The organism is Alcaligenes sp. SMD-FA, assembly GCF_025960365.1.
Lineage (GTDB): Bacteria > Pseudomonadota > Gammaproteobacteria > Burkholderiales > Burkholderiaceae_B > Alcaligenes > Alcaligenes aquatilis.
The window spans coordinates 1237619-1251662 of sequence record NZ_CP110108.1; the positions used below are offsets into that span (position 1 = coordinate 1237619).

Annotated in this window: 13 protein-coding genes; 5 read left to right on the forward strand and 8 right to left on the reverse strand. The window is 57.2% G+C overall.

Annotation, left to right across the window (positions count from 1 at the left end):
- Positions 1–20: 20 nt before the first annotated feature.
- Positions 21–953 (forward strand): LysR family transcriptional regulator, encoded by a 933-nt coding sequence (locus tag OKX01_RS05665; RefSeq protein ID WP_094196050.1) that lies wholly within the window; start codon positions 21–23, stop codon positions 951–953.
- A 129-nt stretch (positions 954–1082) separates the two neighbouring features.
- Entirely contained in the window at positions 1083–2663 is a 1581-nt protein-coding gene (locus OKX01_RS05670) for a phytoene desaturase family protein (RefSeq protein ID WP_264672592.1), read from the forward strand.
- Positions 2664–2674: 11 nt separating this feature from the next.
- Here the strand turns inward: OKX01_RS05670 and glcC are convergent, their stop codons facing one another.
- Positions 2675–3439 carry a transcriptional regulator GlcC gene (gene glcC, locus OKX01_RS05675; RefSeq protein WP_264672593.1) on the reverse strand — a complete coding sequence of 255 codons (765 nt, stop codon included), beginning with the start codon at positions 3437–3439 and terminating at the stop codon, positions 2675–2677.
- A gap of 195 nt (positions 3440–3634) precedes the next feature.
- Here glcC and glcD point away from each other — a divergent pair, with 195 nt between their 5' ends.
- From glcD to glcF, 3 genes are read left to right on the forward strand one after another with little or no spacing between them, the layout of a single operon-like run.
- Positions 3635–5134, forward strand: a complete 1500-nt coding sequence (gene glcD / locus OKX01_RS05680) for a glycolate oxidase subunit GlcD (protein ID WP_108727114.1) — start codon at positions 3635–3637, stop codon at positions 5132–5134.
- Positions 5134–6219 carry a glycolate oxidase subunit GlcE gene (glcE, locus tag OKX01_RS05685; protein WP_264672594.1) on the forward strand — a complete coding sequence of 362 codons (1086 nt, stop codon included), beginning with the start codon at positions 5134–5136 and terminating at the stop codon, positions 6217–6219. Before glcD ends, glcE begins: the two co-directional genes overlap by 1 nt.
- Positions 6204–7424 (forward strand): glycolate oxidase subunit GlcF, encoded by a 1221-nt coding sequence (gene glcF / locus OKX01_RS05690; RefSeq protein WP_094196055.1) that lies wholly within the window; start codon positions 6204–6206, stop codon positions 7422–7424. Before glcE ends, glcF begins: the two co-directional genes overlap by 16 nt.
- Positions 7425–7652: 228 nt before the next feature.
- Here the strand turns inward: glcF and OKX01_RS05695 are convergent, their stop codons facing one another.
- The 7 genes from OKX01_RS05695 to OKX01_RS05725 are packed head-to-tail and all read right to left on the reverse strand — an operon-like array spanning position 7653 to position 13995.
- The gene (locus OKX01_RS05695) at positions 7653–8606 is read right to left on the reverse strand and encodes a Gfo/Idh/MocA family oxidoreductase (protein ID WP_094196056.1); all 954 of its coding nucleotides are present in this window, start codon (positions 8604–8606) and stop codon (positions 7653–7655) included.
- 39 nt (positions 8607–8645) lie between these two features.
- Positions 8646–9494, reverse strand: a complete 849-nt coding sequence (locus OKX01_RS05700) for a class III extradiol dioxygenase subunit beta (RefSeq protein WP_125277740.1) — start codon at positions 9492–9494, stop codon at positions 8646–8648.
- Positions 9495–9506: 12 nt separating this feature from the next.
- The gene (gene ligA, locus OKX01_RS05705) at positions 9507–9899 is read right to left on the reverse strand and encodes a protocatechuate 4,5-dioxygenase subunit alpha (protein WP_094196058.1); all 393 of its coding nucleotides are present in this window, start codon (positions 9897–9899) and stop codon (positions 9507–9509) included.
- 16 nt (positions 9900–9915) lie between these two features.
- Positions 9916–10836, reverse strand: a complete 921-nt coding sequence (locus OKX01_RS05710) for an amidohydrolase family protein (protein WP_094196059.1) — start codon at positions 10834–10836, stop codon at positions 9916–9918.
- 10 nt (positions 10837–10846) lie between these two features.
- Complete coding sequence (gene ligK, locus OKX01_RS05715) at positions 10847–11530, reverse strand: 4-carboxy-4-hydroxy-2-oxoadipate aldolase/oxaloacetate decarboxylase (protein ID WP_094196060.1); 684 nt, start codon at positions 11528–11530, stop codon at positions 10847–10849.
- A 32-nt stretch (positions 11531–11562) separates the two neighbouring features.
- Entirely contained in the window at positions 11563–12591 is a 1029-nt protein-coding gene (locus tag OKX01_RS05720; RefSeq protein ID WP_094196061.1) for an amidohydrolase family protein, read from the reverse strand.
- A gap of 33 nt (positions 12592–12624) precedes the next feature.
- A complete protein-coding gene (locus OKX01_RS05725; RefSeq protein WP_125277742.1) occupies positions 12625–13995 on the reverse strand; it encodes an MFS transporter in 1371 nt (456 codons plus the stop codon).
- Positions 13996–14044 lie beyond the last annotated feature (49 nt).

The following is a 14044-nucleotide window of genomic DNA, read 5'->3' on the forward strand; positions in this document are numbered from 1 at the left end:
GCAGTTCATTTCACAGGTCTATGGAAAAAATAGGATTTGAATTAAGGCAGATCCAGGCTTTGGTGGCAGTGGGAAAAACGCGAAGTTTTTCCGCTGCCGCACAACAATTGCAGCTTAGCCAAGCGGCGGTCTCGCAGAATATAGCCAAGCTTGAGGAGAGCTATGGCGTGTTGTTGGTGCAGCGTCAGAACCGCCCGGTCAGACTGACGCAGGCTGGTAAAAAACTGCTCGAACTGGGTCAGTCCTGGTTATTGCAAGCGGTTCATATGCAGAATTTTCTGCAGTTCAGCCATTCCTCTCAGGTCAAGCATCTGCGTATCGGTATCATCGATTCAATTACCTCGGTTCTGGCACCGTTCATTGTCGAGAACTTCTCTGATCGTGCTCAAACACTGCATGTGCAATCGGGGGTGATCAGCAGTCTGGATTCCAGTTTCAATGCGGGCGAGCTGGACTTGTTGGTAAGCACGCACGTGGCCTCGGGTACGCCCGCCTGTCGCGCGTCTTTGTTGGTGCAAGACCCGTATGTGCTGATTGCCCCCAGTATTCACGCCCGCCTCACCTTCAATGAGATGGTTCAGCAACTGAGCTATATCGGCTATGACAGGCGCTCCCAGATTGGTCGTCGAATAGAATCCATTTTTCAAAAGCACGACATCACGGTCAACAATACGCTTTATGTCGACTCTTTTGATACGCTCTCCAAGCTGGTCGCCTCCGGGGTTGGTTGGGGCTTGATTTCGGCCTTTAGTCTGCAAGGGATTACCGCCTTGTCTCCCCATCTGATTGTGCGCAATGTGTTTGACGGACGCTACTCCCGCAACATTTATCTGCTGAGTAATAGTGCCCTGGCTCAAGACTTTGTTGAACATACGCGGGTAATGTTTCAGGAGTTTCTGAAAGAGACCGTCCGAAGAGGTATTCAGCAGCATTTCCCGTTGATTACGTTTTGAGCCTTGCCGGTATCAGGTGGCGTGTCAACGTGGCCTGAGCAGGCGGTGGATAAGGAGCCGCTTTTTTTACCTGCTTTGGAGTTTGCACCGTAAAATACAACAAAATAGTTTAGAGCTAAAGGAGTTGTGGTGAGTGCAGAGACAACAGTAGATGCGATTGTGGTTGGGGCAGGGCACAATGGCCTGGCGGCGGCTGTGGAGTTAGCCAGCCGTGGTTGGAGGGTTCAAGTTGTGGAAGCCAAAAGTTCGGCTGGCGGTGCGGTCAGCACTCAAGAGCTGACCTTGCCGGGCTTCAAGCATGACGTATGTGCCATGAACCTGTCCTCTTTTGCCGGCTCTGCGTTTTTCCAGCGTCATAAGGATGCTTTGGGCCGCCATGGTCTGGCTTTCGTCCCCGCAGAGCATTGCTTTGCCAGTGTGTTCCGGGATCAAAGCTATTTGGGTGTCAGCACGAATTTGGAAACGACCTTGGCGCGCATTCGTGCGGTTTCTGAAAAAGACGCTCAGGCCTGGCAAGCCATGCTGGAGGACTTTCAGCGTAAAGCTCCTCATTTGTTTGCGGTGCTGGGTAGCCCTATGCCTTCCATGGGCCTGTTCAAAAGCGCGTGGAAGAGCTGGCGTGAGCTGGGCAAGGATGGCGTGGCCGAGCTGATGCAATTGCTGCTGGCGACGCCTCGTGACTTTCTGGACCGCCATTTCGAGAGCGACTCATTGAAAGCCATGATGGCGGCCTGGGGGCTGCATGTGGATTTCACACCAGACACTGCCGGTGGTGCCTTGTTCCCTTACCTTGAATCCATGGCTAATCAAGCTTTCGGTATGGTGATCGGGCAGGGCGGTGCCGATACGATTATTCGTGCCATGACGGGTTTGTTGCAGGAGTTGGGCGGGGAGCTGCTATTGAATGCCCCCGTGCAAACGATTGAGCAGGAAAACGGTCGAGCCAGTGGTGTCGTTCTGGCCGATGGCCGCCACCTGAAAGCGCGCAAGGCCGTGATTGCGAATCTGAATCCTCAACTCGTCTTTGGTCGTCTGGTGCAATCCGCTGCGGTTCCCAAAGATTATCAGAAGAAAGTCGATGCCTTCCGCCCCGGTTTGGGCACCATGATGATTCATTTGGCGCTGGATGGCTTGCCTGACTGGAAAGCCGGTGCCGAGCTGCAGCGTTTCTCCTACGTGCATCTGGCACCCGATATGGCCATGATGAGCCGTGTCTACGCCGAAGCCGCCGCAGGCTTGTTGCCTGCCGAGCCTGTGCTGGTGGTTGGGCAGGGTACGGCCCTGGATCCTTCCCGCGCCCCAGCGGGGAAACATACCTTGTGGATTCAAGTGCGTGTGCTACCTGCTCAGGTCAAAGGCGATGCTGCTGCTCAGATTGCGGCCGGCGACTGGTCACAGCTGAAAGAGGCGTATGCAGAGCGGGTTCTGGATTTGCTCGAAAGCTATGCGCCCGGTTTGCGTAGCAAGATTCTGGGCCGCCACATCATGTCGCCCCAGGATCTGGAGCAGTTCAATGCGAACTTGATTGGTGGTGATAACCTCTCGGGCAGCCACCACCTGGATCAGAACTTTTTCTTTCGCCCAGTGGCCGGCTACTCCAAATACAAGACGCCGATCAAGGATCTGTACTTATGCGGTGCCTCGACCTGGCCGGGTGCAGGGACAGGGGCTGGATCAGGCTATATGCTGGCCAATCTGCTGGCGAAGTAAGCCCACACAACCTAGAGGCCATTCAGACGCTGCCGAGCATGCTCCAGGCGTAACTGTTTGGCCTCTATCTCCTGAAGCTGTCGCCGAATCCCATCAATATGTTCTTTGGCTGCGCGTCGGGCCAAGTCCGCTTGACCTTGCGTGACGGCATTACATAAACGGGCATGCTGCCTGTCCAGCCTGCGTTTGGAATCATGATCGGGGTACAGGTGCTGCACGGACACGCGTACCGTGGACAACATCAAGTCGTTGAACAGGCTGATCATGTGTACCAGCACCGGATTATGCGAGGCCTCACAGATAGCGGCATGAAAAGCGTGGTCGGCACGAGCAACCTGTTCAGGAGCCGCATCCTGCATTTGCAGATCTTCCAGTTCCTGAAAGCGCCGTCTTATCATGATGTGATCCGCTTCTGTCCCTCTGGAGGCAGCTAACTGGGCGGCCTCGCTTTCCAATAACTCACGCACTTCCAGCAAGTCATACAGTGTGCGCCCTTGCGCTTGCAGCAGATGCTCCAGCGGTTTGCTGACAGTGGAGTCAATCAGGTTGGCAACGAAGGACCCTTTGCCATGTCGGGTTTCAATCAAGCCGCGCACGCGCAGGATTTGTAGTCCTTCCCGCAGGGCAGAGCGGGACACTGCTAGCCGTTGCGTCAGTTGCCGCTCGGACGGCAGAACTTGTCCCGGTTTCAGGACGCCATCCATAATAAATGTTTCGATGCGTTGGGCGACCAGCTCGGCGGTGACTTCTAAACGCTTGGATTCCTGCATGTTCATTCGTGGTCAGACCAGTTGTGTGCGTGTGAAAATGATAACAAGCTGATTATCTATCTGTCTGATTTTTAAGTATAAATATAAACCCTAATACTCTCTAAGGGTAAAAACTGGTCGGACCAGTAGTCTGGCGGCTGGACAAGCCCGCCAGCATCAAAGACCATCCGTTTCAGGAGACTTTAAAAGACAGGAGGCGTCATGAGCTTGCGCTACGACGAAAAACTGGACGGAGTGCTGCCCCGCGTGGACAAAATGCAGCTGCTTAGCCGTTTGCGTGATGATATTCCCGGCCTGGATGTGCTGCACACGGATGAGCAGTTGCACCCTTATGAGTGTGATGGGCTCAGTGTGTATCGCGCCAAACCCTTGCTGGTGGTGTTGCCCCGTAATGTGGAGCAGGTACAGGCCGTAATGCGTTTGGCCCATGAAGTCGGCGTGCCGGTGGTGGCCCGTGGTGCGGGTACCGGTTTGTCGGGCGGTGCCATGCCTTTGGAGCAGGGCATTTTGCTGGTGATGGCACGCTTGAACCAGATTCTGGATTTGGATCCCGTAGCCGGGATTGCCCGTGTTCAGCCAGGCGTGCGTAATATTGCGATCTCTCAGGCGGCCCAACCCTTTGGTTTGTATTACGCGCCGGATCCATCTTCGCAGATTGCCTGTTCGATTGGTGGCAACGTAGCGGAAAATGCGGGTGGTGTGCATTGCCTGAAATATGGCCTGACCGTACATAATATTTTGCGCCTGGAAGTCATTACCGTCACAGGCGAACGCTTGATTCTAGGCTCCGAAGCCCTGGATTCGCCCGGTTTTGATCTGATGGCTTTGTTCACCGGTTCCGAAGGCATGTTGGGCGTCGTCACGGAAATTACGGTCAAGTTGTTGGCGCGTCCGCCCTGTACGGTGGTGCTGCTGGCCAGTTTTGACGAAGTGGAAAAAGCGGCCGATGCCGTGGCGCAGATTATTGCCCAGGGCATTGTGCCGGCAGGGCTGGAGATGATGGATCAAATGTCCATCCGTGCGGCCGAGGACTTTATTCACGCAGGCTATCCCGTTGATGCACAAGCGATTTTGCTTTGCGAGATTGATGGCGCTTTGGAAGATGTGCAGGACGATGTGGCCCGTGTCGAGCAGGTGTTGTTCCAGGCCGGTGCGCAAGAGGTGCGAGTGGCTCGGGACGAACAGGAGCGGCAGCGTTTCTGGGCTGGTCGTAAAAATGCTTTCCCCGCCGTAGGCCGGATCTCACCCGACTATTACTGTATGGATGGCACCATTCCGCGTCGTCAGTTGGCCTATGTCCTGAAGAAAACCGCCGAGCTTTCCGAAGAGTACGGCCTGCGTGTCGCCAACGTATTTCATGCTGGCGATGGCAATATGCACCCCCTGATTTTGTTCGATGCCAATGAGCCCGGCGAACTGGAACGCGCGGAAGCCTTGGGTGGCAAGATTCTGGAATTGTGTGTGGAAGTCGGCGGCACAATTACTGGCGAGCACGGCGTAGGTCGAGAAAAAATCAATCAGATGTGTGTGCAGTTCAACGAAGACGAGCTGCAGTTTTTCCATGCGATCAAAGCTGCTTTTGATCCCAAAACCATGCTAAATCCCGGCAAGAACATTCCTACCCTGCATCGCTGTGCCGAAATGGGTGGCATGCATATCCATCACGGGCAACTGCCTTTCCCAGAGTTGGAGCGATTCTGATGAGTACCGTAGAACACAAGAATCAGGATCGCAGCGCTGAATTGCTGGAGCAGGTTCAGCAAGCCCTGGCCACGAAAACCCCGTTGCGTCTGCAAGGCGGCAACACTAAAGCCTTTTTGGGCAAAGCCGTGCAGGGGCAAGCGTTGAGTCTGGCAGGCCATGAAGGTGTGGTCGATTACGACCCGGCGGAGCTGGTGGTCACGGTGCGCGCCGGGACGTCCTTGCAAGCATTGGAAAAAGTCCTGAACGAGCAAGGCCAATGCCTACCTTTTGAGCCACCTCTGTTTGATGGCCGAGCTACGGTTGGCGGAGCCACCGCCTGTGGTTTGTCGGGACCGCGCCGTCCCTGGGTAGGTTCACTACGGGACTATGTGCTGGGCTGTCGTTTGATCAGTGGCATGGGCACACATATGCGTTTTGGTGGCCAGGTCATGAAGAACGTTGCCGGGTATGACGTGTCGCGACTGATGGTCGGTGCGCAGGGTTCCCTGGGTGTGATTACGGAAGTGTCCTTCAAGGTCCTGCCGCGCCCACGTAGTCGCGCCAGTCTGGTGCTGGATGTCGCTCAGCAAGACATTGCGGGTTTATTGCGTGGCTGGCGTGACCAAAGTCGCCCCATTACGGGTGCAGCATGGCAGGACGGACGTTTGCATTTACGTTTGGAAGGGGGAGACAGTTCGGTGCAGTTGGCTCAGGAGCAAATCGGCGGGGAGGCCTTGGACTTGTCCTATTGGGATGATTTGTGCGAACAGCGCCTGGAGTTTTTCAGGCAGCCCGGCACTTTGTGGCGAATTGCTTTGCCAGTGGATGCACCCGTACAAACATGGCCCGGCCAGATTCTGGTGGACTGGGGTGGGACACAACTGTGGCTGAAATCCGATGCCCCTGCCGAGCAGATTCATGAGCAGGCTCAAACCATGAAAGGGCATGCCCGTTGCTGGTCTGGATCAGGCGCCGGGCAGGATATCTTGCCCGAGTCCTTGTTGATATGGCATCAGCGCTTGAAGCAACAACTGGACCCTGTTGGGATTTTTAACCCTGGCCGTCTCTTTCCTTCGCTGGAGTCCACATGCAAACACAATTGACATCATGGGCTCAACAACTGCCGCAAGCCGAGCAAGCCCAGGCCATTTTGCGCTCCTGTGTGCATTGCGGGTTCTGTAATGCCACCTGTCCGACTTATCTGGATCAAGGCAATGAGTTGGACGGTCCCCGTGGCCGTATTTACCTGATCAAGATGTTCCTGGAAGGCAAGGCGACCTCGGAGCTGACTCAGCACCACCTGGATCGCTGCCTGAGTTGCCGTAACTGTGAAACCACCTGTCCTTCGGGGGTGAAGTATCACAACTTGCTCGATATTGGCCGGGCTGCGTTGGAGCCCAAAGTCAAGCGTCCTTTAAAGGATCGTGCCATGCGAGTCGCCTTGACGCAGATTCTGCCAGAACCTGGTCGCGTCGGTGCCTTGTTGGGGGTCGCGCGAACTATGCGTCCCTTGCTGCCATCTTCTTTACAGGAAAAAATCCCGCCCAAGCAGAATGCGGATTTGACGCGCCCTGCACAGCGACATAGCAAACGCGTCCTGATGCTGGAAGGCTGTGTGCAACCTGCCATGGCACCGTCTATCAACGCCGCGACGGCCAGAGTGCTGGACCGCTTGGGCATCAGCGTCACGCCTATCGCTCAGGCAGCTTGCTGTGGCGCATCGTCCTTTCACTTGGGCGCGCAAGAGCAGGGCTTGGAGCAGGCCCGTCGAAATATCGATGCCTGGTGGCCGCAGATCGAACAGGGGGCGGTGGCGATCGTGCAGACCGCCAGTGGCTGCGGGGCCTTTGTGAAAGAGTATGTGGATCTGTTCAGGAATGATCCTGCCTACGCCGAGCGCGCTCGCCGCGTCAGTGAACTGGCCAAAGATCTGGTCGAAGTGCTGGAGGAGCAGCCTTTGGAGGAATGCCTGAACACGCAAACCCGCCCACGTCTGGCTTTTCATTGCCCTTGTACTTTGCAGCACGCGCAGAAACTGGGGGGGCGAGTCGAGGCGGTGCTGACTCGTCTGGGTTTTGATCTGGGTGCGGTGCCTGATAGCCATTTATGCTGCGGCTCAGCCGGTACGTATTCACTGACTCAACCTGAAATTGCCGGACGCCTGCGGGACCGCAAGATGGATGCGCTGGAGAGCAGCAAACCTGACCTGATTGTTACGGCCAATATGGCTTGCGGGAATCATTTGAATGGAGCGGGCCGCACGCCGGTCAAGCATTGGATTGAGCTGGTGGATCAATACCTGAGGTAGGCGCAGGACTGTGGACTGCTTGGGCTGTCGGGTATCTTTCTGCTGCGCGTTGATGGGCTCAGAAAGGCCTGGTTCAAAGCAGCCACATCGTTTGCGTGTGAGTATCGAGGCAGGCAGGGGCAAAGTAGGGGGTTTTGCCATCCTGCCTGCCGTTCAATAAAGCCCCTTGATGATGTGCTTGCCGCTGTTGGGCCGGCAGTCTGTGTTGCGGGAAGGGGCGGTGCGGGCTTAGGCGGTCAGTTGTTTTTCGAGCTGGTCCAGTGTTTCATAGCAGGCCAGCACTGAGGCCACGCTGGAGTTGGGCTCGCGATTTTCCAGAATGGCCGCGATAAACTCCCGGTCTTGCAGTTCAATACCATCCATGGAGACATCCACCTGCGAGACGTCGATCACCTCGTCCTTGCCGGTGGTCAGGTCGTCGTAGCGGGCCAGATAGGTTCCCTTGTCGCAGATGTAGCGAAAGAAGGTGCCAAAAGGCCCATCATTGTTGAACGATAGCGATAGTGTGCACAGTGCCCCGCTTTCTGTCAGCAACTGGATGGACATGTCCATGGCAATGCCAAGCTCAGGATGAATAGGGCCTTGGATGGCATTGGCCTTGATGACTTTGGAGCCAGTCTGGTATTGAAAAAGATCGACGGTGTGCGCGGCATGATGCCAGAGCAGATGGTCTGTCCAGGAACGCGGCTTGCCCAAAGCATTGGTGTTGCTGCGGCGGAAAAAATAGGTCTGTACATCCATTTGCTGAATGTTCAATTCACCCGCCTGTATCTTTTGATGAATCCACTGATGGCTGGGGTTGAAGCGGCGCGTGTGGCCAACCATGGCCACTAGGCCTTTTTCCTGTTGTACTTGCAGCACTTCCTGGGCGCCGGCCAGGGTGTCCGCCAAGGGAATTTCAACCTGTACGTGTTTGCCCGCTTTCAGGCAGGCCAGTGTTTGTTCGGCGTGCATTTGAGTCGGGGTACACAAGATGACGGCATCGACTTCCTTGCTGGCCAGCGCCTCGTTCAGATCGCCCGAGGCGTGGGGGACCCCGTACTTTTGCGCCACTTCCTGGGCCTTGGCCTGGGTGCTGGACACGATATAGGTGACCTGGGCTTCGGGGATACGGGCCAGGCCGTCCAGGTGCTTGATGCCGAAGGCGCCAGCGCCTACCAGTGCAATATTGACTTTCTTCATTTCTATTTCCTTTCGTTCAGAGTGTGGGGCCAGGCCCGCTCACGCTGTCTCTTTGTTTTCCAGGATCAGGTGTCCGACCGCGGTATTGGAGGCGGGCACATGGTAGAAGCGGTGGCGCACATCGACGTGTGGATTCATGGCGCCACGCGCGACCAGCCACATCACCAGCTCAATGCCTTCCGAGCCTGCCTCACGCACATAGTCGATATGGGGCACGCGAGCCAGGGCATCGGGGTCGGCAATCAGGCGATCCAGAAATTCGTTGTCCCATTGCGCGTTGATCAGTCCGGCGCGCGGGCCTTGCAACTGGTGGCTCATGCCGCCTGTGCCCCAGATCTGGACATTCAGATCTTCGTCATACGAGGTGACTGCGCGACCGATTGCCCGGCCCAAATCCAGACAACGCTGGCCGGAGGGGGCCGGATACTGAACCACGTTGACGTGCAAGGGGATCACGGGGCAGGGCCATTGTTCGACCTGACCGAACATCAGCGACAGCGGAACGGTCAGGCCATGGTCCACTTCCATTTTGTTGCACAGTGTCAGGTCGAAATCGTCCTGAATGACCGAGTGGGCAATGTGGGCCGCCAGTTCGGGATGCCCTTGTACCGTGGGAACCGGGCGTTTGCCCCAGCCCTCGTCACTGGGTTCAAAAGAGGCGCCTGTGCCCAGGGCAAACGTGGGGATCAGGTCCAGGCTGAAGTTGTTGGCGTGGTCGTTGTAGACCAGGATGATGACATCCGGCTTGTTTTCCTGCTCCCATTGCTTGGAGAATTCGTAGCCGTCGAACACTTTTTTCCAGTAGGGCTCGGTGTGCTTGCCCAGGTCCAGCGCGGCACCGATAGCGGGAACGTGCGAGGTATAAACAGAGTGTTTGATCTTTGCCATGATAGGTTCCGGTTATTTTTCTTGTTCGTGTAAGTAGCGGTTGCCTTCGGGGGAGCGGCCACCCTTGAGCATCATTTCCCGATAGTCCTGTTCGCTCATCCCGGTCATGCTGCCCGCCATTTGTTGGAAGGACAGGCCATCGGTAGCGCCGATCTTGGCCAGAAAGTAGATGTTGCCGCCCAGTTGCATGCAGCGATTCAGGTCACGGCTAAGTACAGCCTGTTTTTGCTCTGCACTCATGGGCCATTCATCCAGATAGGCGGACTCGTCCGCTTTAAAGCGGGCCCGGTTTTCTGCTTTCATCAGTGACATGCAAAACTGGTTCAGGTGGTAGCCCTTACGCGATTGTTCCGAGTCAAAAATAATCGTGCCCGGTATATCCTGGTACGGTTTGTCCAGTGCCATCGTTATCTCCTCAAATTCATGTCAACTCTTCTGGCCAATACAGGCGCATCGGGTTGTCCACTAGTAGTAATTGTTGCTCTGCGGGACTGGGCGCAATTTGCGCCACGTAGTCAACCAGCAAACCGTCATCGGGCATATGGTCTTTCAGGTTGGGGTGGGGCCAGTCAGTGCCGAACAAAACGCGGTCGGGGAACTGCTGCATCAATCGGCGGGCAAATGGCACGACATCCTGATACGCATGCTGCTCGCCATGTAGGGCGGCAGGCCCGCTTTTGCTCAGACGTTCGGGACACGAGAGCTTGGACCAAATGTTCGGGTGTTCGGCCATCAAGCGTACGAACAGGTCGAACTCGGCACTCTCAGCCCCTTTGCTGACATCCGGACGGCCCATGTGGTCAACGACCACTGTGGTCGGTAGACCGGTGAAAAAATCCCATAGTTCTGGCAAATCCTGTGCCTCGAAGTACACCACCACATGCCAGCCCAAAGGCGCTATTTTATGGGCAACGCTCAGCAGTTCTTCTTTCGGCGTGAAATCGACCAGACGTTTGACAAAATTGAAACGCACACCGCGCACGCCAGCCTGGTGCATGGCGTCCAACTGCTGTTGCGTGACATCCGAGCCCAGGGTGACAACGCCACGGGCCTTGCCGTGTGAGGCCTGCAAGGCATCGAGCAGGGCGCGGTTGTCCTTGCCGTGACAGGTGGCTTGCACAATGACGTTGCGGGCAAAGCCCAGGTGGTCGCGCAAGGCAAACAACTGCTGTTTGCTGGCATCGCAGGGAGTGTATTTGCGCTCGGGGGCGAAGGGGAATTGCTCAGCGGGACCAAACACATGGCAGTGGGCATCAACCGCGCCAGCCGGCAACTGGAGCCGGGGTTTGGAGGGGGCGGCGTACCAGTCCAGCCAGCCGGGAGTCTTCTCGAAATGGCTCATCATCCTTCCTTCAGTCGATATAGCGGAGCCCGGCCTTCTCCAGGGGCTCGCGCATTTTGTACATATCCAGGCCCAGGACACCGCTGGCCAGCTTGGCGCGTTTTTCCCCCTCGAAGCTTTCTCGTTTTTGGGCAGCGGCCAGCGTGACGGCGGCCTGGGCGGCGGGTACGCACACCACGCCATCATCATCAGCCACGATGACATCGCCGGGCGTGACCCACATGCCGGCACACACGACTGGAATATTGACCGAACCCAAGGTGGCCTTGATGGTGCCCTTGGAGGAGATGGCTTTGCTCCAGACGGGAAAGTTCATTGCCTGCAAGGTGTTGATATCGCGCACTCCGGCGTCAATGATCAAGGCGCGCGCTCCACGGGCCTGGAAACTGGTGGCTAGCAGGTCGCCAAAATAGCCGTCGCTACACTCCGAGGTCACCGCAGCGACCACGATATCGCCGGGCTGTATCTGCTCGGCGACGACGTGCATCATCCAGTTGTCGCCCGGTTGCAGCAGCACCGTGACGGCGGTCCCCGAGACTTGCTGGCCGGGGTAAATCGGGCGCATATAAGGTTTGAGCAGACCGACACGGCCCATGGCTTCGTGGACAGTGGCCGAGCCCAGGGCTGCCAGTGCATCGGCGGCCTGGCGGTCGGCACGTTGAATGTTGCGGTACACGACACCCAGTTCGTACATGGTTGTTTCCTTGGTGAATGGTTGCAGGTGGCTTACAAGCCTTTTTTCTTCAGGGCAGCGTCCAGGCGCGGGAACACGCGGCGGGCGTTGCCTTCGTAGATCTGGTGGCGTTCTTGTTCGTTCAGCTTGAGCGTGGCTTCGATATAGCGTTTGGTGTCGTCGTAGTAGTGGCCGGTCGTGGGGTCAATGCCGCGCACCGCGCCAATCATTTCGCTGGCGAACAGGATGTTCTTGACAGGGATAACCTCGGTCAGCAGGTCGATGCCCGGCTGGTGGTACACGCAGGTGTCAAAGAAGATGTTGTTGAGCAGGTGCTCGTCCAGCAGGGGCTTTTTCAGCTCCTGTGCCAGACCACGGAAACGGCCCCAGTGATAGGGCACAGCGCCGCCACCATGAGGGATAAGGAACTTGAGCGTGGGAAAGTCCTTGAACAGATCGCTGGTCAGGCATTGCATGAAGGCCGTGGTGTCTGCGTTCAGATAATGGGCGCCGGTGGTGTGAAAGCAGGCATTGCAACTGGTCGAGACGTGGATCATGGCAGGGATGTCGTACTCCACCATTTTTTCGTAAATGGGGTACCAGGAGCGGTCGGACAGCGGCGGGGCCGTCCAGTGACCACCGGACGGGTCAGGGTTCAGGTTGATGCCGACGTTGCCATACTCTTCTACACACTTGACCAGTTCGGGAATGCAGGTTTTGGGGTCCACGCCCGGCGATTGCGGGAGCATGGCAGCCGGGATGAAATGGTCTGGAAACAGTTCGCTGACGCGATAGCACAGTTCGTTGCAAATGGCGGCCCAGGTGCTGGAGGTCTCGAAGTTGCCGATATGGTGGGCCATGAAACTGGCACGGGGACTGAAGATGGTCAGGTCCGAGCCGCGTTGTTTCATCAGCTTGAGCTGGTTGTTCTCGATGGTCTCGCGGATCTCGTCATCGCTGATCTTCAGATCACTGGCGCGGGGCGTTTGACTGGGGTCTTTCAGGCCGGCGATCTGCAAGTCGCGCCAGGCCCCCAGTGCGGCGGGGGCCGTGGTGTAGTGCCCGTGTACGTCGATGATCATGGAAGGGTCTCCTGCGTCTTGATGCTTAAGGGGTTAATGAGAGGGGGTAACCGTGCCGTCTTGCGGCTGCGCACGGCTGTATTGCTTGATGAGGAGGGCGGCCATGGCGATGACGCCTGGGATGGCCACAACGGTAAAGATCTGGCTGAAATCCAGGTCGCGCGCCGTCAGCTCGGCCACCAGGAAAGAACCGGCAATCCCGCCAAAACGGCCGATGCCCAGCATCCAGGCCACGCCCGTGGCGCGTCCCCGAGTGGGGTAGTAGGCGGCTGCCAGCGCAGGCATGGAGGACTGTGCGGTATTCATGAGCGTGCCGGCCAGAAAGACGACCACGACCAGGCCGCCCAGATGTCCGGCCATCTGGCCTATCCACCAGATGGATACAGCGGTCAATGCGTAGCCCAGAGCGATGATGCGGTTGGCGTTGAAGCGATCCATCAACCAGCCAGAGAGCACCGCACCTACACCACCCAAGGGGAATAGGGCGGCGACCAGGGTGCTGGTCTGGGAGCTAAGCCCGGCCTCTTTGAACAGCACGGGCATCCAGTTCATCAAGGCGTAGAAAATGACCAGCCCCATGAAGTAGGCCAGCCAGAGCATGAGTGATCCCAAGCGGTACTGACGCGATAACACGATAGCGATGCCACTGTTGGCGGCAGGCTGGGGGTTGGTCTCGCTCAGGGTAAAGCGTTGGACGCCGTCCACGGCCTTGCCGGCAATGGGGGCCAGTGCTCGGCGGATGCGGTCGGCGGAGTCATTTCGGGCGACCATGTGGCGCACGGACTCGGGCAGCTTCGGGATCAGCACGATCAGTAGCAGCAGGGGGGCAATGCCACCCAGTATCAATACACTGCGCCAGCCAAACTGGGGAATCATCCAGGAGGCCAGAAAGCCGCCCAGGGCGGCACCCAGAGGAAAGCCGCAGAACATGGCATTGGTCAGGGTGGCACGGCGGGCATCGGGGCAGTATTCGCTCATCAAGGTGACGGCGTTGGGCATGGCCGCTCCCAGGCCCAAACCGGTCACAAAGCGCAGAGCGGCCAATGTCCAGATGTCTGGGGAGAAACCGGAGGCCAGGCAGGCGAGGGCAAAAACCGCTACCGAGCTGACCAGCACCGTCTTTCTGCCCAGCCGATCAGCCAGTGGCCCGGACAGCAAGGCTCCCGTTGCCAGTCCGAACAGAGCAGCGCTGAGTACGGGGGCCAGAGCAGGCTTGCTGACACCCCATTCGGCGATCAAAGAAGGGGCGATATAGCCGATGGCAGCCGTATCAAAACCATCGAGCAGCACAATCAAAAAGCACAAACTGAAGATGAGCCATTGAAAGCCAGAAAAGGGGGACTCGTTGAGCAAGGTTTGCACATCAAGGCTGGGTTGGTCTGTGTTGTTGGCTAGGGATGTCATGGTTTGTCTCGTCCAATATCATTGTTTTTCGGTGGGCACCGTATGCGCA